Source organism: Frigidibacter albus, assembly GCF_009908165.1.
In the GTDB taxonomy this organism is placed as follows: domain Bacteria; phylum Pseudomonadota; class Alphaproteobacteria; order Rhodobacterales; family Rhodobacteraceae; genus Frigidibacter; species Frigidibacter albus.
This window is the reverse complement of the sequence record NZ_JAAAUC010000002.1, coordinates 212,484-235,711: the sequence shown is the minus strand read 5'-3', so window position 1 is coordinate 235,711 and position 23,228 is coordinate 212,484. Positions and strand designations below refer to the sequence as shown.

General features: G+C 69.0%; 18 protein-coding genes and 1 tRNA gene. 8 read left to right on the top strand and 11 right to left on the bottom strand.

Annotation, left to right across the window (positions count from 1 at the left end; translation table 11 throughout):
• Window positions 1-54: 54 nt before the first annotated feature.
• Both GVY41_RS03655 and GVY41_RS03650 read right to left on the bottom strand, forming a co-directional pair.
• Window positions 55-3,231 (bottom strand): efflux RND transporter permease subunit, encoded by a 3,177-nt coding sequence (locus tag GVY41_RS03655; RefSeq protein WP_161343604.1) that lies wholly within the window; start codon window positions 3,229-3,231, stop codon window positions 55-57.
• A complete protein-coding gene (locus tag GVY41_RS03650) occupies window positions 3,228-4,337 on the bottom strand; it encodes an efflux RND transporter periplasmic adaptor subunit (protein WP_229725926.1) in 1,110 nt (369 codons plus the stop codon). Before GVY41_RS03650 ends, GVY41_RS03655 begins: the two co-directional genes overlap by 4 nt.
• A gap of 345 nt (window positions 4,338-4,682) precedes the next feature.
• On the opposite strand from GVY41_RS03650, the gene GVY41_RS03645 reads away from it, so the two are divergent.
• From GVY41_RS03645 to GVY41_RS03630, 4 genes are read left to right on the top strand one after another with little or no spacing between them, the layout of a single operon-like run.
• A complete protein-coding gene (locus tag GVY41_RS03645; RefSeq protein ID WP_229725925.1) occupies window positions 4,683-5,390 on the top strand; it encodes a paraquat-inducible protein A in 708 nt (235 codons plus the stop codon).
• Window positions 5,387-5,992: a paraquat-inducible protein A gene (locus GVY41_RS03640; RefSeq protein ID WP_161343608.1), complete on the top strand. Its 606-nt coding sequence runs from the start codon at window positions 5,387-5,389 to the stop codon at window positions 5,990-5,992. Before GVY41_RS03645 ends, GVY41_RS03640 begins: the two co-directional genes overlap by 4 nt.
• Before the next feature lie 13 nt (window positions 5,993-6,005).
• Window positions 6,006-8,117 (top strand): PqiB family protein, encoded by a 2,112-nt coding sequence (locus GVY41_RS03635; protein WP_229725924.1) that lies wholly within the window; start codon window positions 6,006-6,008, stop codon window positions 8,115-8,117.
• 3 nt (window positions 8,118-8,120) lie between these two features.
• Complete coding sequence (locus GVY41_RS03630) at window positions 8,121-8,681, top strand: PqiC family protein (RefSeq protein WP_161343610.1); 561 nt, start codon at window positions 8,121-8,123, stop codon at window positions 8,679-8,681.
• A gap of 5 nt (window positions 8,682-8,686) precedes the next feature.
• Here the strand turns inward: GVY41_RS03630 and GVY41_RS03625 are convergent.
• The 6 genes from GVY41_RS03625 to GVY41_RS03600 all read right to left on the bottom strand — a co-directional run bounded on the left by GVY41_RS03625 (window position 8,687) and on the right by GVY41_RS03600 (window position 15,120).
• Window positions 8,687-8,762, bottom strand: a tRNA-Val gene (locus tag GVY41_RS03625).
• Between the two features lie 261 nt (window positions 8,763-9,023).
• Window positions 9,024-9,803, bottom strand: coding sequence for a crotonase/enoyl-CoA hydratase family protein (locus tag GVY41_RS03620; RefSeq protein WP_161344043.1), 780 nt, complete (start codon window positions 9,801-9,803; stop codon window positions 9,024-9,026).
• Window positions 9,796-10,665: a hydroxymethylglutaryl-CoA lyase gene (locus GVY41_RS03615; RefSeq protein ID WP_161343612.1), complete on the bottom strand. Its 870-nt coding sequence runs from the start codon at window positions 10,663-10,665 to the stop codon at window positions 9,796-9,798. Before GVY41_RS03615 ends, GVY41_RS03620 begins: the two co-directional genes overlap by 8 nt.
• Complete coding sequence (locus GVY41_RS03610) at window positions 10,658-11,314, bottom strand: glutathione S-transferase family protein (RefSeq protein WP_161343614.1); 657 nt, start codon at window positions 11,312-11,314, stop codon at window positions 10,658-10,660. Before GVY41_RS03610 ends, GVY41_RS03615 begins: the two co-directional genes overlap by 8 nt.
• The gene (locus GVY41_RS03605) at window positions 11,311-13,272 is read right to left on the bottom strand and encodes an acetyl-CoA carboxylase biotin carboxylase subunit (RefSeq protein ID WP_161343616.1); all 1,962 of its coding nucleotides are present in this window, start codon (window positions 13,270-13,272) and stop codon (window positions 11,311-11,313) included. The genes GVY41_RS03610 and GVY41_RS03605 overlap by 4 nt, the downstream gene beginning before the upstream one ends.
• 243 nt (window positions 13,273-13,515) lie before the next feature.
• Window positions 13,516-15,120, bottom strand: coding sequence for a carboxyl transferase domain-containing protein (locus GVY41_RS03600; RefSeq protein WP_161343618.1), 1,605 nt, complete (start codon window positions 15,118-15,120; stop codon window positions 13,516-13,518).
• A gap of 148 nt (window positions 15,121-15,268) precedes the next feature.
• On the opposite strand from GVY41_RS03600, the gene GVY41_RS03595 reads away from it, so the two are divergent.
• Entirely contained in the window at window positions 15,269-15,886 is a 618-nt protein-coding gene (locus tag GVY41_RS03595) for an OmpW/AlkL family protein (RefSeq protein ID WP_161343620.1), read from the top strand.
• Between the two features lie 68 nt (window positions 15,887-15,954).
• Here the strand turns inward: GVY41_RS03595 and GVY41_RS03590 are convergent, their stop codons facing one another.
• From GVY41_RS03590 to GVY41_RS03580, 3 genes are all read right to left on the bottom strand, one after another.
• Window positions 15,955-17,118 carry an isovaleryl-CoA dehydrogenase gene (locus GVY41_RS03590; RefSeq protein WP_161343622.1) on the bottom strand — a complete coding sequence of 388 codons (1,164 nt, stop codon included), beginning with the start codon at window positions 17,116-17,118 and terminating at the stop codon, window positions 15,955-15,957.
• 220 nt (window positions 17,119-17,338) lie between these two features.
• Window positions 17,339-18,544, bottom strand: coding sequence for a DegT/DnrJ/EryC1/StrS family aminotransferase (locus GVY41_RS03585; protein WP_229725923.1), 1,206 nt, complete (start codon window positions 18,542-18,544; stop codon window positions 17,339-17,341).
• On the bottom strand, window positions 18,541-19,209 hold the full coding sequence (locus GVY41_RS03580; RefSeq protein WP_161343626.1) for an HAD-IA family hydrolase: 669 nt from the start codon (window positions 19,207-19,209) through the stop codon (window positions 18,541-18,543). Before GVY41_RS03580 ends, GVY41_RS03585 begins: the two co-directional genes overlap by 4 nt.
• A gap of 121 nt (window positions 19,210-19,330) precedes the next feature.
• Between GVY41_RS03580 and glmU the strand changes: the two genes are divergently transcribed.
• From glmU to GVY41_RS03565, 3 genes are read left to right on the top strand one after another with little or no spacing between them, the layout of a single operon-like run.
• Window positions 19,331-20,680 carry a bifunctional UDP-N-acetylglucosamine diphosphorylase/glucosamine-1-phosphate N-acetyltransferase GlmU gene (glmU, locus tag GVY41_RS03575; RefSeq protein WP_161343628.1) on the top strand — a complete coding sequence of 450 codons (1,350 nt, stop codon included), beginning with the start codon at window positions 19,331-19,333 and terminating at the stop codon, window positions 20,678-20,680.
• Window positions 20,681-22,495: a glutamine--fructose-6-phosphate transaminase (isomerizing) gene (glmS, locus tag GVY41_RS03570; protein WP_161343630.1), complete on the top strand. Its 1,815-nt coding sequence runs from the start codon at window positions 20,681-20,683 to the stop codon at window positions 22,493-22,495.
• Window positions 22,492-23,220, top strand: a complete 729-nt coding sequence (locus tag GVY41_RS03565; protein ID WP_161343632.1) for a DNA alkylation repair protein — start codon at window positions 22,492-22,494, stop codon at window positions 23,218-23,220. The genes glmS and GVY41_RS03565 overlap by 4 nt, the downstream gene beginning before the upstream one ends.
• Window positions 23,221-23,228 lie beyond the last annotated feature (8 nt).

Sequence of the window (23,228 nt, the reverse complement as noted above, 5' to 3'; positions counted from 1 at the left end):
GGATCGCAGCTGGCGCGAGGCCTTTGACACCCCGGCGCGCTGCCCCTTGAGCCCCTACTCTGCCGGCAGCCGCCCCACCCGCGCCGCCTCGGCCAGCTCCTTGTGCAACCGCGCCTCTTCCGCCGCCTTGGGCTTCGAGAGGCCCGCCAGCAGCAGATAGGCCACCGGCGTCAGGTAGAGCGTGGCGATGGTGGCAAGGCCAAGCCCGCCGACGATGATCCAGCCCAGAACCTCGCGCGCCTCGGCCCCGGCGCCGAAGGCAAAGACCAGCGGCAGCCCGCCCAGGACCGTCGCCACCATCGTCATCATCACCGGACGCAGGCGCACGGTGGAGGCTTCCTCGATGGCCTCGCGGACGGAATGCCCCTCGTCGCGCAGCTGGTTGGCGAATTCCACGATCAGGATACCGTTCTTGGCCATGATCCCGACCAGCAGCACGAGCCCGATCTGACTGTAGACGTTGAGGCTGCCCCCCGTCACCACCATCGCCACCACCGCGCAGGCAAGGCCGAGCGGCACCGTGGCCATCACGATGAAGGCCGACACGAAGCTTTCGAACTGCGCCGCCAGCACCAGCAGCACGATCAGCAGCGCCATCCCGAAGGTGATCAAGAGGCCGCCCGAGGTTTCCCCCAGCGTCGCCGCCTCGGCCAGCGGGATCAGCCGCGCATTCTCGGGCAGCACCTCGGCGGCGAGATCCTGCACCTGCGCCCAGGCATCGCCAAGCGCCAGATCATCGGTCAGGCCCGCCGAGATCGGCACCGACCGCATCTGCCCCTCGCGCCCCAGTTCGGGCGCAACCGCGCGTTCCTCCAGCGTCACGAAGGTGGAGATCGGGATCATCTGCCCGCCCGCCGTGCTGCCGGTGCCGGACTTCACGAAGATCCGCTCCAGATCGCCGGGGTCATTCACCGGGTTCGTGGTCGAGACCATCTTCACGTCATAGCTTTTGTCATCGAGGAACACCGTCGCCACGGTGCGCCCGTCCAGCACCGCCTGCAGCGCCTCGCCCAGACCGTCGATATCCACCCCGAGGTCCGAGGCCCGCGCCCGGTCCACCTCGATGAACAGCTGCGGCTGGGTGGTGTCATAGTCGATGCGCACCTGCCCGAAGGCCGGGGTCTCCTCCATCCGCGCGACCAGAGCATTGGCGGCATCGGCCAGCGTCACATAGCTGTCGCCGACCACTGCGAAGGACAGCCCCTGCCCCGCGCCGCGGATCCCCAGCGAATTGGACTGGATGGCAAACACCCGAACGCCGATCACGCCCTTCAGCCGGTCATTGATCTCGGCCACGATCTCTTGCTGGCTGCGCTCGCGCTCGGCCCAGTCGGCAAGGCTCAGCACCATGAAGCCGCGATTGTCGCGCCCGCCCATGCCGACATTGGCAAAGACGCTGACCACTTCGCCCGAGGCGCGCAGCGGTTCGAGCAGATCCTCGATCTGCCGCACCTTGCCGTCGGTATATTCCAGCGCCACGCCCTGCGGCGCGGTGATGCTGAGCAGCGCCAGCGCCCGGTCTTCGGGCGGGGTCAACTCCTGCCGCAGCGTGGTGAACAGCATGGCGGCGGTCAGCGCGAACAGGGCGGCGATGGCCAGAACCACCATCGGCGCGCCAAGCGCCCAGTGCAGCGAGCGGGCATAGAGGCCGGAGAGCTTCGCCCCGACCCAGCCAAGCGCGCCCTTCGGCGCCGTGCCTTCGGCGGGTTGCGCCTTGAGCAGGCGGCTGGCGAGCACCGGGCAGAGGGTGAGCGCGGTGACCGAGGACAGCAGCACGGCGATGGCGAGGGTGAAGCCGAACTCGCGGAACAGCCCACCGGTCTGGCCGGGCAGGAAGGACAGCGGGATGAACACCGCCGCCAACGTCGTGGTGGTGGCGATCACCGCGAAGAACACCTGCTGGGTGCCCAGAACCGCCGCCGCCCGCGCACCCATGCCCTGGCTGCGGCGGCGCACGATGTTTTCCAGCACCACGATGGCGTCATCGACCACCATCCCCGTCGCCAGCACCAGCGCCAGCAGCGTCAGGATGTTGATCGAGAATCCCACCAGCCACAGCGCCGCCAGCGTGCCGATCAAGGAGACCGGCATGGCGATCACCGGGATCAGCGTTGCCCGCACATCGCGCAGGAAGATGTAGATGATCGCGGTCACGATCAGCACCGACAGGCCAAGCGCGATCTCGACCTCATGGATGGCGCCATTGATGAAGGTGGCGGTGTCCGAGGTGATGAAGATGTCCACATCGGGGGGCAGGATCGCCTTCACATCCTCCACCACCTCGGTGACCGCCTCGGAAATATTCAGCGTGTTGCTTTGCGCCTGCCGCAAGATGCCAAGGCCGATCCCGGTCTGGCCGTTGGCGCGCAGCGTGGTCTCGCCCGGATCGGGGCCAAGCGTGACCTGTGCCACCTCTCCCAGCCTTACATCGGGGGTCAGGTCCAGCGCCTCGAACTCCGCCCCGGTGCTGACGGCCGCCGTTGCCCGCACCAGCAGGCTCTGGCGCTGCGAGCTGAGCGAGCCCGCCGGCGCGTCGAAGGCGACATTCGCCAGCGTCTCGCGCACATCGGCCAGCGTCAGGCCGCGGCTGGCCAGCTGCGCCATGTCGATATCGACGCGGAACACCTGTTCGCGGTCGCCATAGATCTGCAGGTCGGCGACGCCGGGGGCAGACAGCACCCGGTCCTCGACCAGATCCTCCACCAGCTGGGTCAATTCCTGCGGCGAGCGGGTGGCCGAGGTGACCGCGATGCGCATCACCGCCTCGGCATTGGCATCGGCCTTGACCACGCGCGGATCGTCGGCATCGTCGGGCAGGCTGTTGCGGATCCGGGCCACGGCGTCGCGCAGGTCGGTCGCGGCCACGTCGAGATCGACATCGTCGCGGAACTCCACCGTCACCCGGCTTTGCCCGAAGCGCGAGGAGGAGGAGATGGACTTCACCCCCGCCACCCGCCCCGCGGCGCCTTCGACGGCGGCGGTGATCTCGCGGTCGATGGTTTCGGGGGCCGCGCCGTCGAAATTGGTGTTGACGCTGACCACCGGGCGGTCGACGTCGGGCAGCTCGCGCACCTCGGCGCCCATCAGCGCGCCAAGGCCGGCGAGCACGATCAGCGCGTTGAGCACGAAGGCGAGAATCGGGCGGCGCACCAGCAGGGCAGTGCCGGAGCGGGCGACGGCGGCGGCTTCGAGCGCCTCGTCGGCGTCGGATTGGGCCTTTTCGGTGCTCATGTCTCGGGCTCCTGCGCCAGCGTGACGGCGGCGCCCGGGCGCAGCACCTGCACGCCTTCGGTCACCACCAGATCGCCCGGCTCCAGCGCCGCCTCGATCAGCACCGCCTCGGCGTTGCGCTGCAAGATGCGGATGTCGAGCCGCAAGGCCTTGCCGCCCCGCACCGCCCAGACAAAGGCGCCATCCGCGCCCCATTGGATCGCCAGCGGGTCCACGGCCGGATGCGCATCCCCCGTGAAGGCCAGCTCGATCCCGATCGCCATGCCGGCGCGCAGCCGGTCCCCGGTATTCTCGATCGCCGCCTGCACCCGCAGGCTGCGGCTGGTCTGGTCCACCCGGTTGTCGAGCGCGGTGATGCGGCCTTCCAGCCGCGCGCCGGGATCTGCCAGCGGCGCGGCAAAGACCGCGTCGCCGGGTGCCAGCCGGCTGACCACCCGTTCCGGCACCCGGAATTCGACCAACAGGCTGGAGCGGTCCTCGATGCGCGTGATCTCGGTCCCCGAGGGGATCAGGTCACCGATCTCGGCCTCGATGATCCCGACCCAGCCCGAGATGGGGGCGGTCAGCGTGTGGCGTTGCAGGTCGAATTCGGCCTGCCGCAGCTCCAGCTCGGCGCTGCGCAGGGCAAGCTCGGCCTCCTGCACTTGCAGCTCGGTGCCAGACCCGCTTTGCCGCAGCTGGGTCAACCGCGCGAAATCGGTCTGCGCATCACGCAGCAGCAGTTGCGAGCGGTCCAGCGCGATACGGGCGGCCTCGCTGTCGAGTTCCGCGAGCACCGCCCCCTGTTCGACAAAGTCGCCCGAGGCGACGCTGAGCGAAGCCAGCCGCCCCGGCACCTCGGCCGCCAGCACGGCCGCGCGCACGCCGCGGGCGGTGCCGATGGCCGTCACCACATCCGTCATCTCGCGCAAGTCCGGCACCACCGCCACCACGGTCGTCGCGGGGGCGGCGGGCGGCGCGCCTGCCTCACCCTCCGCGTCCGGCGCCGCAATCAGGCCGATGCGCTGCATCGGCTCCAGCACCCCCAGCCCGGTCAGCAAGGGCCGTGCCGCCGGCACGAACAACGCCCACAGCACTAATGCCGCCGCGACAACGGCGCCTGTCATCAGGGCCTGTTTCCAAAGGGGCATCGTCGTCTCCGGTCTGGCTGTTCCCGGCATGTAACGCGGGAGGGCGGGAATTCTGTCGGCGGCAGATGTCGGCGGGAGTAGGCGGAAATTCGGTCTCTCGTGCAAGTCACGATGCAGCAGGTCCCGCTGCAAGTGCAGCCCTGTGCGCCCGGGGCAACCAAAACCCGGGTCAACACTCCGTGAAACGCCGCCCTGGCGGGCACTTGGCCCCGCAGATGCAGGCAAGTGCCGTGACGGCGAGGGCGTGCATCGGCACTGGACCCGGCGTGGATTGGCTCTAAGTTGAGATGGCGCAACAGGTTTCAGTGAGGGGTGGGGCGGGTGTCGGCACATATACATCAGCAACAGCGTCCCTCTGCACCCCGGCCCGACCCGGCGGCGCTGGAGCGTTTGCGCGCCTGCCCGCATTGCGATGCGCTCTACCAGATCGCGCCCGTGGCCCCGCGCGAACGGGCGATCTGCACCCGCTGCGGCGCGGTGCTGATCGCGCCCCGCGCCCGCGCCTTCAGCCGGATCATCGCGCTGGCCGTCACTGCGCTGATCCTGATGGCGGCGGCGATCTTCATGCCGTTCCTCGACCTCTCTGCCTCCGGCATGCACAGCCGCGCCTCGGTGCTGGATGCGGTGCTGGCGTTTTCCGATGGGATGATGTTGCCGCTGTCGGTGGCAGTGGGCGCGCTGATCGTGGTGATCCCGGCGCTGCGGCTGTCGCTGATCGTCTACACGCTGGCCCCGATGATGCGCGGCGGCCCGGCCCTGCCCCGCGCGGCGCAGGCCTTCCGGCTGGCCGATGCGCTGAAGCCCTGGGCGATGGCAGAGATCTTCCTGATCGGCGTCGCCGTCGCGCTGGTCAAGGTTGCCGGTATCGCCACCGTCACCCCCGGCCCGGCCTTCTGGGCGTTTTGCGGGCTGGTGGTGGTGACGGTGCTGCATGATGACGTGATGGACGCCGAATCGGTCTGGCAGGCCATCGAGCGGCGGGAAACTGCACGGCGCAGCGCCGCCGATGCCGCGGCAAGCCGCGCATGACCCCTGCAGCAGTCCCCACCGCCCGCACTGCCGGGCTGATCGGCTGCACCCGCTGCGGCCGGGTCTTCGCGCCGGGCACCGAGCTTTGCACCCGCTGCGGCGCCCCGCTGTCCAGCCGTGATCCGCGGGCGTTGCAGCGGGTCTGGGCCTGGTGGTTCGCAGGGCTCGTCGTCTACATCCCCGCCAATATCTACCCGATGCTGATCACCCGCACCCTCACCTATTCCGGCGAGGGCACGATCCTGGGCGGCGTGGTCGAGTTGCTGGGCCATGGCGATTACTTCGTGGCCTTCGTCATCTTCTTTGCCAGTATCCTGATCCCGGTCGGCAAGTTCATGGCCATCGCCTTTCTGGCCCTGTCGATCCGCAACCACCGCTTTTTGGATGAACACGCGCAGCACCGGCTGCATGCGGTGGTGGAGTTCATCGGGCGCTGGTCGATGATCGACGTGTTCGTGGTGGCGATCCTCGCCTCGCTGGTGCGCTTCGATGCGGTGGCGACCATCAACCCCGGCATCGCGGCGATCAGTTTCGCGCTGTCGGTTGCCTTCACCATGCTGTCGGCGCAAAGTTTTGATCCCCGGGCCATCTGGGACGAATGAGGCGATATCCAAAGTGACCGACCCCGAGATCCCGTCGCCCCAGGGCGAAGTCCCGCAGATGCAGGTGACCCCGGCGCGCAAGCGCTGGTGGCACCAGCTGTCGCCCGTCTGGCTGGTGCCGATCGTGGCGCTGGCGGCGGCGCTTGGTGTCGCCTGGCAAAGCTATGCCGGCCGCGGCGAGTTGGTGACGATCAGCTTCCAGAACGCCTCGGGCATTGAGGCCGGGCAGACGCCGCTGAAGTTCCGCGACGTGACCATCGGCGTGGTCGAGCAGGTGAATTTCGGCGCGGACCTGTCCGAGGTGCTGGTCAACGTCCGCGTGTCCAGGGATGTCGCCCCCTTCATCGACGATGGCGCCGAGTTCTGGGTGGTGCGCCCCGAGGTCAGCGTGCGTGGCGTAACCGGGCTTGATACCGTGCTGTCGGGCGCCTTCATCGCCGGGCGGTGGGATTCCGAGTCCAGCGGTGCGCACAGCCGCTTCACCGGGCTCGAGGTGCCGCCGATGCTGGGCGGACCGGACCAGACCGGCATGGTGGTGGTGCTGCGGCTGCGCGACGGCAACCAGATTTCGGCCGGCGCGCCGATCCTCTACCGGGGGATCGAGGTCGGCGCGGTCGGCGCGCCGCGGCTGTCCGACGATGGCGAGAGCGTGCTGATCGATGCCTTCATCGAGGCACCCTATACCGAACGCCTTACCTCTGCGTCGCGGTTCTGGGATGCGTCGGGCTTCGATGTCTCCATCGGCGCCTCGGGGGTGGAGCTGGACGTGAAAAGCCTCGCCTCGCTGATCGAGGGCGGCATCAGCTTCGACACGGTGGTGTCGGGCGGCGATCCGGTGGATCCCGGCGACAGCTTCGAGGTCTATCCCGACGAGAACACCGCGCGCGACAGCGTCTTCACCTCGGCCAATGATGCCACGCTGCCGGTCTCGGTGGTGTTCGACGGCTCGGTGTCGGGCCTGACGGTGGGCGCCGAGGTGCGCTTTCGCGGACTGAAGGTCGGCGAGGTCACCGACCTTGGCGCCTATGTCGAGGGCGAGGGCACGGCCCGCCGCGTGCGGCTGCGCGCCAATCTGGAGCTGCGGATCGGCAAGCTTGGCCTTGGCGACGAGGCCACCCCCGAGCAGGCGATCGACCTTCTGGGAACCTTCGTGCAGAACAACGGCCTGCGCGCCCGGCTGACCACTGCCAGCATCCTGACCGGCGGGCTGCTGGTCGATCTGGTTGAGCTTCCCGATGCCCGGCCCGCCGAAATCCGCATGGACGCAGAGCCCTATCCGGAATTGCCGACCTCCGAAGCCGCGCTGTCGGATTTCGCCGCCACCTCGCAGGGCGTGTTCGAGCGGATCAACGCGCTGCCGGTCGAGGACCTGATGGAGGCGGCCATCGATGCGCTGGACAGTTTCCGCGCGCTGGCCGCCGATCCTGCCACCCGCCGGGTGCCCGAAGCCGCCGTGGGCCTGCTCGACGATACCCGCGCACTGGTCACCTCGGAAGACGTGGCCGCGATCCCGGCCGAGGTGCGGGCGATTGCCGCCAGCGCCCGCGAGATCCTGGACAAGATCGAGGAGGGCCAGGCGGTCGAGAACCTGATCGCTGCCATCGGCCGCGCCGACCGGGCGCTGACCAGCCTTGAGACGGCGTCGGAGGATTTCCCCGCCATCACCTCCGAGGTCCGCTCCATCGCCGAGAAGGTCGATGGTCTGGCGATGGAGGAGTTGCTGGCCTCGGCTGACCGGCTGATCGACAGCGCTGACGCGCTGATCGGCACCGAGGAGGCGCGCGCCCTGCCCGCCGCCTTCACCGGCGCGCTGGAAGAGATGACGGTGTTCCTCGCCCAGATCCGCGCCGGCGGTGCCATCGAGCGCGCCAACTCTGCGATCAGCGCCGCCGAAGCCGCCGCCAATTCGATCAACGAGGCGGCGCAATCGCTGCCGGACCTCTCGGAGCGTATGTCGGGGCTGGTGGTCAGCGCCGACGGGGTGATCGCGGGGTATGGCGAGCGGTCGCGCTTCAACACGGAACTGATGTCGGTGCTGCGCGATATCCAGTCGGCAGCCGATGCCGTCACCGCGCTGGCACGGACGATCGAACGCAATCCGAACTCTCTGATCCTGGGACGCTGACACATGATGGCCAAACCGCCGATGCTGCTGATCCTTTCGCTGGCCCTTGCCGCCTGCGGCAATGCCCCGCGCTACCTGATCGACCCGCCGGCGCCGCAGATGCGGCTGACCACCGCCGCGCGCACCATCATGCTGCGCGACGTGTCGCTGCCCGAATATGCCGCGGCGTCGGAGATCGCGCTGCAGGGCGAGGATGGCGCGGTGAAGAACGCCCGCCGCGCGCTTTGGGCGGACCTGCCCGAACGCAGCCTGACGCTGGCGCTGGCCCGGCAGCTCGATGCCGCGCTGTCCGCCACCGTGGCGGCGGAACCCTGGCCGCTGGCCGGCCTGCCCGATGCCGAGATCGAGGTGCGGGTGGAACAGAGCCTTGCCGGCGCCGACAACATCTTTCGGCTGCAGGGGCAGTATTACGTGCGCGCGGAGGAGGTGAATGCCGGCCCCGCCTCGGCCCCCTTCGCCATAGCGGTGCCGATGGCGGGCACGGACCCGCAGGACATCGCCGCCGCGCAATCCGCCGCGCTGGCGGAACTGGCCACGATCATCGCGCGCGGGGTGGGCCGGTAGGGGGATGGTGGGTGATGAGAGACTCGAACTCCCGACATCCTCGGTGTAAACGAGGCGCTCTACCAACTGAGCTAATCACCCTTGCGCCGTAAGGCTCGCCCTGTCTAGCGGCGCGGGGCGCGGCGGGCAAGAGGCGGAGTGGCCCCGAATGGCCGAGGCGCACCAAAGGGCAGCGCCCGTCCGCCGGGTGGGCGAGCAACAGGCGTTCTAGGCACTTTATGGTGCGGCCTACCTCCACCGCAGTTCTACGCGGAACAGTTGAGAAGCGCCCACGGGGCGGGCCGGGAGGCGGGCGCTGCCCGGCGGCGCGAAGCGCCTTGTTCCGGGCAAGAAGAGGGCACCCTACCCCCAGCCCGGCTTGCGCCTGTCGAAGAAGGCCGCGATGCCCTCGGCCGCCTCGGGACTTTCCCAGCGGGTGACGAGGGCGGCGATGCTGGCCTCGATCTCGGCGCCGCCGATGGGGGGGCCGAGCCGGCGGGCCAGCGCCTTTGCCTCGGCCACGGCTCCGGGCGCGCAGGCGAGGTAGGGCGCCACCTCGGCCTCCACCGCCGCATCGAGATCCGCGGGCGGCACGGCGCGGGCGGCGAGGCCGAGCGTCACCGCTTCATCAGCGCCAAACAGCCGCGCCGACATGAATACCCGCCGCGCCATCGCTTCGCCCATCCGCGCCAGCACATAGGGGCCGATGGTGGCGGGGATCAGCCCCAGCCGGGTTTCCGTCAGGCCAAAGCGGGCGGTGTCCGCCGCAATGGCCACATCGCAGACCGACATCATGCCGATGCCGCCGCCAAAGGCGTTGCCGTGGATGCGCCCGATCAGCGGCTTGGGGCAGAGGTTCAGCGCGTTCAGCATCATCGCCAGCGCCCGCGCGCCCGCCGCCCGGGTGGGGCCATCGGCAGCGATCTGGGCGCGCATCCAGCCAAGGTCGCCCCCGGCGCAGAAACTGGCCCCCGCGCCCGCCAGCACCACCACCCGCACCGCGGGATCGGCGCCGAGCGCGGTGGCGGCATCGGTCAGTTCCTCGATCATCGCCGCGTCGAGGGCATTATGCTTCTCGGGCCGGTTCAGCGTCAGCCGCGCCACGCCGCGGTCGTCGGTCGTCAGGGTCAGCGTGTCATACATCATCCGTGCTCCCGCCGCGCATCGCGCGGGCCATTGCTGCCGCCTCAAGAACCACACCCATGTCCAGCCCCGTCGGATGCCCCAGCTCCGCCATCCGTGCCGCGACCAGTTCCGTCGCCACATTGCCCTTGGCCCCGGGGGCATAGGGGCAGCCGCCGAGCCCGCCTACCGCTGCGTCGAAGACCCGCAGGCCAAGCTCCAGCGAGACCTCGATATTCGCCAGCGCCCGGCCCGCGGTATCGTGGAAGTGGCCCGCGAGTTGCGCCGCCGGCACCTCTTGCAATACCGCTTGCAGCATCGCGGCCACCGTCTCGGGCCGGCCCTGGCCGATGGTGTCGCCGAGGCTGATCCCGGTGCAGCCCATCTTCAGCAGCGCCGCCGCCACCCGCGCCACCGCCCCCGGCGCGATCGGCCCGTCATAGGGGCAGTCGGTCACGACAGAGACATAGCCGCGCACCGGGATGCCGTCGGCCTTGGCGGCCGCCATCACCGGGGCGAAGCGGTCGAGGCTCTCGGCAATGGTGCAGTTGAGGTTGGCGCGGCTGAATCCCTCGGAGGCGGCAGCGAAGACCGCCACAGCATCGGCGCGGGCGGCGCGGGCGCCTTCATAGCCTTTGAGGTTGGGGGTCAGCGCCGAATAGGCGACGCCGGGGGCGCGGGCGATGCCGGCCAGCACCTCGGCGCCATCTGCCATCTGCGGCACCCACTTTGGCGAGACGAAGCTGGCGACCTCGATCCGCCGGAACCCGGCGCGCGAGAGGCAATCGACCAGCGCGATCTTTTCGGCGGCGGGGATCATCCGGGCTTCGTTCTGCAGGCCGTCGCGGGGGCCCATTTCGAAGATTTCGACGGGATCAGGCATGGGGCATCTCCTCGGGCGGGGGATAGAACGGTGCCATGTAGATCGTGGCGGCCCCGTCGCGGGCGGCGGCGCGCAGGAAGGCGGGGCGGGCCGCGATCCGGTCCAGCCAGCCTGCGACGCGCGGCAGGCGGTCCAGAGTCACGAAGCGTTGCCCGATCAGCGCACCATAGGCGACGGCGATGTCGGCTGCCGAAAAGCCCGAGGGCAGCAGCCAGTCGCCCGCCATCCGCCGCTCGATGCCCTCCAGCGCCTTCTCCAGCCGCTTCGCCTCCAGCCGCATCACGGTGGGGCTGCGCATGGCGGGATCACGCAGGATGATGTGGTGCTGGGTCAGGTTGGCGACGTGGGAGCCGACGGTTTCGGCATAGTGCAGCCCTTCCAGCCAGTCGGGGCGTTCGTCTGGCGTGCCGGTCAGCGCGCCACGGGTCTCGGCGAGGTACTGCACGATCGCGCCGGATTCGCAAAGTGTGCGCCCGTCGATCTCCAGCGCCGGAACCCGGCCGGCGGGGGAGAGCGCGAGGTAGGCGGGATCACGCAAGGATCGGTCGAAGAAGGAATGCGGGACGACCTCGAACTCCAGCCCCAGCTCCTCCAGCATCCACAGCACCCGGAACGACCGGGTCTGCGCGACATGGTGCAGGCGGATCATGCGGCCGCCTCCTTGGGTTCCTCATCCTCCAGCCGCACCAGAGCCGCCCCGGCCTCGACCTGATCTCCGGCAGCGGCGAGCACTTCGGCGACGATGCCAATCCGGGCGGCGGTCAGGGTGTGCTCCATCTTCATCGCTTCCAGGATCGCCAGCCGCTCGCCCTCCGCCACCACCTGCCCCGGCGCCACGAACACCGCCTTGACGAGGCCCGGCATCGGCGAGAGCACGACATTGCCCCCTGCCCCGGCGGCGGCCAGGCGGGCGAGCGGGTCCACGGGTGTGAAGGTGAAGGTGCCGGCGGGGCCGAAGACGGCGATGCCATGGGGCGTGCGGCGGGCGGTGCCGGGGGCCTTGGCGCCGTCGAGCGACCAGGCCCCACCGCGGCGTTCGGCGTGGAGGGTGTGGCCGGGCAGTTCCACCGTAACCCGGTCCGGGCCGTGGGGCTGAAGCGTGGCGGCAATGTCCTCGCCCGCCGCGTGCAGCGTGACCTGCTGGCGCAGCGGGGCCCAGAGGCTGAAGCCCTGCTGCGGGGCGGCGGGCTGGTCCAGCCCCGCCGCCGCCAGTGCCGCCAAGGCGACGACGCCCGGCGGGCAGGCGGGCACCTCGGTCAGCGCCGCCAGATCGCGGGCGATGAGGCCGGTGTCGACATCGCCCGCGGCAAAGCCCGGATGGCGGGCCAGCGCACCGAGGAAGGCGAGGTTGGTGACGGAGCCGGCCACCTCGGTTTCCGCCAGAGCGCGGGAGAGTTGGGCAAGGGCCACGGCACGGGTGGGGCCATGGACGACGAGTTTGGCGATCATCGGGTCATACCAGGGGCTGATCGTATCGCCCGGGCGCACGCCGGTTTCGATCCGGGCGCCGGCCGGAAAGGCCAGATGGTCCAGAGTGCCGGTGGCGGGCAGGAAGCCGGCGGGCACATCCTCGGCATAGAGCCGGGCCTCGAAGGCATGGCCGCTCAGGGGAATGTCCTGCTGGCGCAGAGGCAGCGGCTCGCCCGACGCCACGCGCAGCTGCCATTCGACAAGGTCGATGCCGGTGATGGCTTCGGTCACCGGGTGTTCGACCTGCAGTCGGGTGTTCATCTCCATGAACCAGAAGCGGTCGGGGCGCAGGCCATCCGAGGCATCGACGATGAACTCGATGGTCCCGGCGCCGGAATAGCCGATCGCGGTGGCGGCGCGCACCGCGGCCTCGCCCATGGCGGCGCGCATCTGGGGCGTCATGCCGGGGGCCGGGGCTTCCTCGATCACCTTCTGGTGGCGGCGCTGAAGCGAACAGTCGCGCTCATAGAGGTGGACCGCATGGGTGCCGTCGCCGAAGACCTGCATCTCGATATGGCGGGGCTTTTCGACATATTTCTCGATCAGCACCGCGGAGTTGCCGAAGGCGCCTGCAGCCTCGCGCTGCGCGGAGGCCAGCGCCTCGGCAAAGTCTTCGGGCCGCTCCACCCGGCGCATGCCCTTGCCGCCGCCGCCCGCAACCGCCTTGATCAGCACCGGATAGCCGACGGTATCGGCAGCGCCAGCCAGATGCTCGGGGTCCTGATTGGCGCCGTGATAGCCCGGCACCACCGGCACCCCCGCCTCGGCCATCAGCCGTTTGGCGGCGTCCTTGAGACCCATCGCCCGGATCGCGGCGGCAGAGGGGCCGATGAACACGAGGCCCGCGGCAGTGACGGCATCGACGAATTCGGGATTCTCCGACAGGAAGCCATAGCCCGGGTGGATCGCCTGCGCGCCGGTTTGCAGCGCCGCGGCGATGATCGCCTCGCCGCGCAGGTAGCTGCCCGCCGGGGCCGGGCCGCCGACGGCCACGGCCTCGTCGGCCATCGCCACATGGCGGGAGGCCGCATCGGCGGTGGAATGCACGGCGACGGTGGCCACGCCCATGCGGCGGGCGGTGTCGATCACCCGGCAGGCGATCTCGCCGCGGTTGGCGATCAGGATCTTGGCGAACATCGGCGTCCCTCCTTCGGGCTGGCTGTCGTTTGAAGCCGGGGGGGCCTTCTGGCCCGCCGGTCTTGAAGGAAGCCGGGGGGCCTTCTGCCCCACCGGTCTTGAAGGAAGCCGGGGGGCCTTCTGCCCCACCGGTCTTGAAGGAAGCCGGGGGGCCTTCTGCCCCCCCGGGCCCCCCGAGGATATTTTTCCAGCAAGAAGGCGGCATTTCTTGCTGGGGCAAATATCCCCGCCGGAGGCTCTTTCTTACATCCTGAACAGGCCGAACCGCGTTGGCTCGATCGGCGCGTTCAGCGCGGCGGAGAGCGACAGCGCCAGCACGTCGCGGGTCTTGCGCGGGTCGATGATGCCGTCATCCCAGAGTCGGGCGGAGGCGTAGAGCGGCTGGCTCTGCAGCTCGAACATCTCGGTGGTGGGGCGCTTGAACTCGGCCTCCTCCTCGGCGCTCCACGTGCCGCCCGCGCGCTCGATCCCCTCGCGGCGCACGGTGGCGAGGACGCCCGCCGCCTGCTCGCCCCCCATGACCGAGATGCGGGAGTTCGGCCAGCTCCACAGCAGGCGGGGCGAGTAGGCGCGCCCCGCCATGCCGTAATTGCCGGCGCCGAAGCTGCCGCCGACGAGGCAGGTGATCTTCGGCACATTGGTGGTGGCGACGGCAGTGACCATCTTGGCGCCGTGGCGGGCGATGCCTTCGTTTTCATAGCGGCGGCCGACCATGAAGCCGGTGATGTTCTGCAGGAAGATCAGCGGGATGCAGCGCTGGCTGCAGAGCTCCACGAAATGCGCGCCCTTCACCGCCGCCTCGGAGAACAGCACGCCATTGTTGGCGATTATGCCCACCGGGATGCCGTTGAGGTGGGCGAAGCCTGTCACCAGCGTTTCGCCGAAGCGAGCCTTGAACTCGTCGAAGCGCGAGCCGTCCACCAGCCGCGCGATGACCTCGCGGATGTCATAGGGGGTGCGCAGGTCGGCCGGGACGACGCCGAGGATCTCTTCGGGGTCATAGGCGGGCAGCTCGGGCGATTGCAGCTGCACGGTGGCGGGCTTTGCGCGGTTCAGGTGCAGGACGGCCCGGCGGGCGAGAGCGAGGGCGTGGGTGTCATCCTCGGCGAGGTAGTCGGCGACGCCCGAGAGGCGGGTGTGGACATCGCCGCCGCCCAAGTCTTCCGAGGTGACGATCTCGCCCGTCGCCGCCTTCACCAGCGGCGGGCCGGCGAGGAAGATGGTGCCCTGATCCTTGACGATGATGGTGACGTCGGACATGGCGGGAACATAGGCACCGCCGGCGGTACAGCTGCCCATGACCACGGCGATCTGGGCGATGCCCTTGGCGCTCATCCTGGCCTGGTTGTAGAAGATGCGGCCGAAATGGTCGCGGTCGGGGAAGACCTCGTCCTGGCTGGGCAGGTTGGCACCACCCGAATCCACCAGATAGATGCAGGGCAGATGGTTCTCCTCGGCGATCTCCTGCGCGCGCAGGTGTTTCTTCACCGTCATCGGGTAATAGGTGCCGCCCTTCACGGTGGCATCATTGGCGACGACCATCACCTCCAGCCCATGCACCCGGCCGATGCCGGCGATTACCCCGGCGGCGGGAGCGGCGCCGTCATAGAGGCCATGCGCGGCGGTGGCGCCGATTTCCAGAAACGGGCTGCCGGGGTCGAGCAGGTTCGCCACCCGCTCGCGCGGGGGCATCTTGCCACGGGCGGTGTGGCGGGCGACCGCCTTGGCGCCGCCGCCCATCGCCGCGGTGCGGGCGACCTCGGCCACCGCCTCGATCATTCCCAGATGCGCGGCGCGGTTGGCGCGGAAGGCGTCGGAGCCGGTCAGGGCACGGGTCAGCAGTTTCATGACACTTCCTTCAACATCCTGCGCCGCTGGCCTGCGGCAAAGCGCCCCGGTGCCGCCGGGCGGCGAGTCACAGAACTTGATCCACATCAAGGCCCCGGTCAGGGGCGAGCGTAACGGTGCGCCCTGTGACTGAATAACGGGTAGGCCCATGAAAAAGAACACTCTCGCCCTCGCTCTCGCTGCAGCCCTGACGACGACCGCCCTGCCGGCCCTGGCGCAATCCGCCGGCGAATGGACGCTTGGCGTCGGCCTGGGCTATGTCCAGCCCAAGGATGGGAATGGCGATCTGGCCGGCTTCAAGTCGGACATCGGCAACAACGTCCAGCCGACCATCACCTTTGAATACTTCATCATGGACAATGTCGGGATCGAGGTTCTGGCCGCGACGCCCTTCGAGCATGACGTGAAGCTCGACGGTCTGGGCAAGATCGGGTCCGTCCAGCACCTGCCGCCGACCGTCTCGCTGCAATACCACTTCGCCAATGCCAGCGACATCACGCCCTTCGTCGGCGTGGGCTTCAACTACACGGTGTTCTTCAAGGAGAAGACCAAGGGTGCGCTGGCCGGTAACCGCCTGCAGCTGGAAGACTCGGCCGGGCTCGCGCTGCATGCCGGTCTCGACTACAAGATCAGCGAACGCGGCGCCCTGCGGGCCGACATCCGCTGGATCGACATCGAGAGCAAGGTCAAGCTGAACGGCGACTATATCGGCAAGGCCAAGATCGACCCGGTGGTCATGGGTGTTTCCTACGTTCACAAGTTCTGATCGGCCCTTCGAGCCGGTCTTGAGGAGGTCCGGGCCAGCAATGGCCCGGGCCTTTTGCGCAAGGGCGGTCATGCGGTTTTCGCCATCAGCTCGCGCCCGATCAGCATCCGGCGGATTTCCGAGGTGCCGGCGCCGATCTCCATCAGCTTGGCATCGCGGAAGAGCCGGCTGACGGTGCTGTCATTGAGGAAGCCCGCCCCACCAAGCGCCTGCACCGCCTGATGCGCCTGCACCATCGCCTGTTCGGAGGCATAGAGCACGCAGGCCGCCGCATCCTGCCGCGTGACCTGGCCCTTGTCGCAGGCCTTCGCCACCTCATAGGTATAGGCGCGGGCGGTGTTCATCGCCGTGTACATGTCGGCGATCTTGGCCTGCATCAGCTGGAACTCGCCAATCGGTTTGCCGAATTGCTGGCGTTCATGCAGGTAGGGCATCACCTCATCGAGGCAGGCCGCCATGATGCCGGTGCCGATGCCCGACAGCACCACACGTTCGTAATCCAGCCCCGACATCAGCACGCGCACGCCGCGGCCTTCCTCCCCCAGAACATTCTCGAACGGGATCTCGCAATCCTCGAAGATCAGCTCGCCGGTGTTGGATCCGCGCATCCCCAGCTTGTCGAAATGCGGGCTGGTGGAGAAGCCACGGGTTCCGCGTTCCACAATAAAGGCCGTGATGCCCTTGGCGCCCGCCTCGGGATCGGTCTTGGCATAGACCACAAGCGTATCGGCATCGGGGCCATTGGTGATCCAGTACTTGCTGCCGTTCAGCAGGTAATGGCCGTTGCGCTTCTCGGCCTGCAGCTTCATGCCGACCACGTCGGAGCCGGCCCCCGCCTCCGACATCGCCAGCGCGCCGACATGGGCGCCCGAAATCAGCCCGGGCAGGTATTTGCGGCGTTGTTCGTCGGACCCGTTGAGCTTGATCTGGTTGACGCAGAGGTTGGAATGCGCGCCGTAGGACAGGCTGACCGAGGCGCTGGCCCGGGCGATTTCCTCGGTGGCGATGACATGGGCGAGATAGCCCATCCCGGCCCCGCCGAACTGTTCGGGCACCGTGATCCCCAGCAGGCCCAGATCGCCCATCTCGCGCCACAGATCGGACGGGAAGGTGTTGCCGCGGTCCACCTCGGCGGCCATCGGCTTCACCCGCTCCTGTGCCCAACGGTGAACCATCTCGCGCAAGGCATTCACATCCTCACCCAGATCGAACGTCATCGACGCCATGAACATCTGCAGACCCCTCCCAGAGCGCGCGCCTTATTGAACGCTCGTTCATTAATGCGCGCGAGGGTGAGTCGCGTCAAGTGGGGTGTTGGTTTCCGGCGCGATCAGGCGGCTTGCCGGTGGCAAGCCGACCGCGACGGTTGCCCGGAGGCGCAAGCCGCAGGGCAAGGGGGCGCCGCCTGGTCGGAAGGGTGCCAAATTCTGAAGAAGACCGGACCGCAGACTTCTAGAGAGCCCCCGCCTGCCACACCGCCGACACCTCGGCGCGCAGGATGCGGGCGATCTGGGCGCAATCCTCCACGCTGAAGGTCAGCGGCAGGCGCATGTCGATCAGCCCGGCCAGCACCGCATCGGTGCGCGGCAGGCTCTGCGCCGGAGCATAGCGCCAGCTGTCATAGCGCGAGGTGAAGGCGACCGGCTCGGCGGCACCGAACCATTTCAGCTCCACTCCCCGCGCTGCCGCGCGGGCCAGCAGGTCCTGCACCGCGTCCGGCCGCCAGCCGGGCAGCAGCAGCTGGAAGGAGGAGCCGACATAGGCCTCATGCTCTGGCCGGGGGATCAGCCGCAGGCCGGGCGTGCCCTCCAGCCCCGCCTCCAGCGCCACATAACGCTCGCGCCAGCGGGCGCGGCGGTCCGCCATCAGCGGCAGCTGCGGGCGCAGGATCGCGGCGCGCAGGTTGTCCATGCGGCCCGAGATGTTGGGCGTGTCCCATTTCAGATCGGCAAAAGCCTCGGGCGGCGGCGCGGCGGCGTGGCGGGCATAGAGCATGTAGCTGCCCGACAGCAGCACCGCCCGCGCCATTGCCTCGGCATCATCCGACACGATCAACCCGCCCTCGCCCGAGTTGATATGCTTGTAGGTCTGCGTCGAATAGCAGCCCATAACCCCATGCCTGCCGGACGCCACCCCGCGCCACTCCGCCCCCATGGTATGGGCGCAATCCTCGACCACCAGCACGCCTGCCGCATCGCAGATCTGCATCAGCCGGTCCATGTCGCAGACATGGCCGCGCATGTGCGAGAGCAGCAGAACCTTCGCCCCGGAGCTCGCGGCCTTGGCGGCCAGATCGTCAAGGTCGATGGTCAGGTCTTCCGTCACCTCCACAAACACCGGCTCGGCGCCAAGGCTGGCAATCGCCCCCGGCACCGGCGCAAGGGTGAAGCCGTTGGACAGAACGCGGTCCCCCACCGTCACGCCAACCGCCCGCATCGCGCAGGCCATCGCATAGCCGCCCGAGGCCACCGCGAGGCAGTAGCGCGCGCCGACAAGGGCGGCGAATTCCTGTTCCAGCAGCGACGCCTCGGCCTCCTCCCCCGGCACCACGTTGTAACGGTGCAGGCGGCCATGGCGCATCGCGGCGACGGCGGCTTCGATGCCCTCCTCGGGGATCGGCTCCTGCTGGGTGAAGTTGCCGGTAAAGCGGTCCATCAATGTGCCCCCAGCAGTCGTTCGGCCAGCGCGGGCAGATCCTCATACCGATCCAGCAGCGCCTCGGGCGCCAGCCGGGCAATGCCCGGTCCCTCGGGCCCGAAGGTCACCAGCACCGAAGGCACGCCCGCAGCGGCGGCGGTCTTGCGGTCGGTCTCGGTATCGCCGACCAGCAGCGAGCGCGCCACCTGCCCGCCCGCTTGCGTGACGGCCGCCACATAGGGCGCCGGATCGGGCTTGCGGACCGGCAGCGTATCGGCGCCGATCATCGAGGCGAAGAGATCGCGCACCCCCATCTTCGCCAGCAGCGATTCCGCCAGACCGGCAGGCTTGTTGGTGCAGATGCCGACCGCGAAGCCCTGCATCCGCAACGCCTCCACCGCGTCGATGGCGCCGGGATAGGCGTAGGTATGCACGAGGATGTCGCGGGCGTAATGCTCCAGCAGAGCTGGGTATTGCGTGTCGATCTCCGGATCCTCGGGCCGTCCCAGCCGCGAGAACCCCAGCCGCAGCATCGCCCGCCCGCCGTGGAAAGCGGTCAGCGCATCCGTTTGCGGATCCAACAGATCGCCATGCCCCAGCCCGCGGAAGCAGGCATTCGCCGCCGCCACCAGATCGGCCGAGGTATCGGCCAGCGTGCCGTCCAGATCGAAGATCACCGTGCGCATCTGCCGCTCCTCTGCCCTATCCGAAGATGTAACCTGTGGTAAGGACATGTGAAGCCCCCGCCCCTTGCGGGCCCACCGTGCTTCGGTAAAACGGGCGCGAGCAGAAGAAAAGGTGCATTCCATGGGCGCAGCCCTCATCATCCTGGCCGCGGGCCAGGGCACGCGGATGAATTCCGACCGCCCCAAGGTGCTGCATCCGCTCGGCGGGGTGCCGATCCTGTGGCACGCGATGGCGGCCGGGCAGGCGCTGGATCCTGAGCAGATCGTGATCGTCACCGGCCACGGCGCCGAGGCGGTGGAGGCGTCGGCACGCGGCTATGACGCCGGGGTGGTCTGCGTTCGGCAGGACCAGCAGCTTGGCACCGGCCATGCCGTGGCGCAGGCGATGCCGGCGCTGGCGGGGTTCTCGGGCCGGGCGCTGGTGCTGTATGGCGATACGCCCTTCATCCAGACCGGGACGCTGGAGGCGATGCTGGCCTCCCCCGCCGATCTGGTGGTGCTTGGCTTCACCGCCGCTGACCCGGGCCGCTATGGCCGGCTGGTGGCGGAAGGCGACCGGCTGGAGCGGATCGTGGAGTGGAAGGATGCCTGCGAGGCCGAGCGCGCCATCCCCCTGTGCAACTCTGGCGTGATGTGCGCCGATGCCGACCTGCTGGCCGATCTGGTCGCGGGCCTCGGCAATGACAACGCGGCGGGCGAGTATTACCTGACCGACATCGCCGCTGCCGCCCGCGCCCGCGGGCTCGACGCCCGCATCGTGACCTGCCCCGAGGCCGAGACGCTGGGGATCAATACACGCGCTGAGTTGGCACAGGCCGAAGCCGCCTTCCAGGCCCGGATGCGCGCCGAGGCGATGGAGAATGGCGTGACGATGCAGGCGCCGGACACGGTGTTCTTCAGCTTCGACACGGTGATCGGCCGCGACGCGGTGATCGGCCCCAACGTCTGGTTCGGCCCGCGCGTGACCATCGAATCCGAGGCCGAGATCCGCTCCTTCTGCCATCTCGAAGGCTGCCATGTCAGCCGCGGCGCCACCGTCGGCCCCTTCGCCCGCCTGCGCCCCGGGGCGGAGCTGGCCGAGGATGTGCATGTCGGCAACTTCGTCGAGATCAAGAACGCGGTCCTCGATGAGGGCGTGAAGGTCGGGCACCTGACCTATCTTGGCGATGCCCATGTCGGCGAGCACACCAACATTGGCGCCGGCACGGTGACCTGCAATTACGATGGCGTGTCCAAGCACCGCACCAGGATCGGCGCCCATGCCTTCATCGGGTCCGACACGATGCTGGTGGCGCCGGTGACCGTTGGCGCCCATGCCATGACCGCCAGCGGGTCGGTGATCACCGGCAATGTGCCGGACGGCGCGCTGGCCGTGGGCCGGGCCCGGCAGGAAAACAAGCTGGGGCTGGCGGTGCGCCTGTTCGAGAAACTCAAGACCGAGGCCGCTCGGCGCAAGGGAAAGACCAGATAAATGTGTGGAATTGTTGGGGTTCTGGGCGACCATGAGGTTGCGCCGATCATCGTCGAGGCGCTGAAGCGGCTGGAATATCGCGGCTATGACTCGGCGGGGATCGCCACCGTCTATCAGGGCAAGCTGGAGCGGCGCCGCGCGGTCGGCAAGCTGGTGAACCTGTCGGATCTTCTGGTGCATGAGCCGCTGGCGGGGAAGGCCGGCATCGGCCACACCCGGTGGGCGACCCATGGCGCGGCGACGGTCAGCAATGCGCACCCGCACCGGTCCGGCGGCGTGTCGGTCGTGCATAACGGCATCATCGAGAATTTCCGCGAGCTGCGCGCCGAGCTCGCTGCCGCCGGCCTCGCCGCAGAAACCGAAACCGATACCGAAACCGTGGCGATGCTGACCCGCCTGCACATGGACCGCGGGCTCCCCCCGCGCGAGGCGGCGGTGGCGACGCTTGGCCAGTTGCAGGGGGCCTTTGCCCTGCTGTTCCTGTTCGACGGCGAGGAGGACCTGATGGTCGCCGCCCGCAAGGGCAGCCCGCTGGCGATCGGGCATGGGGATGGTGAGATGTTCGTGGGCTCCGATGCCATCGCGCTGGCCCCGATGACCGACCGCATCACCTATCTGGAAGAGGGCGACCACGCCTTCGTCACCCGCGCCGGGGCGGAGATCTTCGACGCGCAGGGCCGCCGCGCAAACCGCGACATGCAGCGCATTGCCCTTGATGCGACGCGGATCGAGAAGGCCGGCTACAAGCATTTCATGGCGAAGGAGATTGCCGAGCAGCCGGTGGTGTTGGGCGATGCCATCCGCCATTACGTGCAGGGCGGCGCCATCAACCTGCCCGAAAGCCTCGATTTCACATCGGTGGACCGGCTGACGCTGGTCGCTTGCGGCACCGCCAACTATGCCTGCATGGTGGCGAAATACTGGTTCGAGACCCTCGCCGGCCTGCCCTGCGACGTCGATATCGCCAGCGAGTTCCGCTACCGCGAGCCGCCGATGTCGCCCACCTCCATCGCCATCTTCGTCAGCCAGTCGGGCGAGACCGCCGACACGCTGGCCGCGCTGCGCTATGTGCGGGACAAGGTGGCGCAGGTGGTGTCGGTGGTGAACGTCCCCACCTCCTCCATCGCGCGGGAAAGCGATGTGGCGCTGCCGATCCTTGCGGGGATCGAGGTCGGTGTCGCCTCGACCAAGGCCTTCACCTGCCAGCTGACGGTGTTGGCGCTGCTGGCGCTGAAGGCGGCGGCGGATCGGGGGCGGATCGACGCGGGCCAGCTGGCCGCGCATCTGGCCGATCTGGCGCTGCTGCCGGGGCTGCTCAACCAGGCGCTGGCGCGGTCGGATGAGATCGCGGTGCTGGCCGAACGCCTGGCCGAGGCGCAGGACGTGCTGTTCCTGGGCCGCGGCGCGATGTTCCCGCTGGCGATGGAAGGCGCGCTGAAGCTCAAGGAGATCAGCTATATTCATGCCGAGGGCTATGCGAGCGGAGAGCTGAAGCACGGCCCCATCGCGCTGATCGACCGGATGGTGCCGGTGGTGGTGATGGCCCCGCATGACCGGCTGTTCGACAAGACCGTGTCCAACATGCAAGAGGTGATGGCCCGGCACGGGCAGGTGCTGCTGATGACCGACGCCCGCGGCGCCGAGGAGGCGGGGATGGGCACCTGGCGCACGCTGGTGATGCCGACGGTGCCCGACCTCTTCGCGCCGATCCTCTATGCGGTGCCAGCGCAGCTGCTGGCCTATCACACCGCCGTCGCCAAGGGCACCGATGTGGACCAGCCGCGCAATCTGGCGAAATCGGTGACGGTGGAATGAATATGAACGACGCACTCGCCGAATTGGTCGCCGCAGGCGACCCTGCCCGCGCCGAGGCTGCCGCCGCCTATCACAAGACCGCCCGCCGCTATCTTGGCGTGCCGGTCCCGGTGATCGACGAGATGGCCAAGCGCTGGCGCGAGGGGCTGGATGTTCCGGCGCGCTGCGCGCTGGCGGACGGGCTCTGGCAGTCGGACATTCACGAGGCGCGGGTCGCCGCGGCCAAACTGCTGACGCAGGCGCGGATCAAGGAGGATGGCCCGGTCTGGGATCTGATCGCCTCCTGGGTGCCCGACTTCGACGGCTGGGCGATTGCCGACCATGTCTGCAACGCCGGTGGCCGGCGGCTGGTCGCGGACCCGTCGCGGATCGATGAGGTGGAGGGCTGGACCGGGGCCAAGTCGATGTGGGCCCGCCGCGCCGCGCTGGTGATCACCCTGCCCTGGACCAAGCAGAACCACCCCTCGCAGGGGGATCTGGCGATCCGCGAACGGGTGCTGGGATGGGCCGAGGGCTATGCCAAGGACCGCGACTGGTTCATCCAGAAGGCGGTGGCCTGGTGGCTGCGCGACCTGTCCAAGCATGACGCAGACCGGGTGCGGGTCTGGCTGGCGGAGCATGGGGAGCGGCTGAAGCCCTGGGCGGTGCGCGAGGCGATGAAGCATCTGGGGGATGGGGAGTCTGTTGAGCAGAGCCCCGAGCCCGAGCCCACACCCGAAGGCTGAGCCACCGG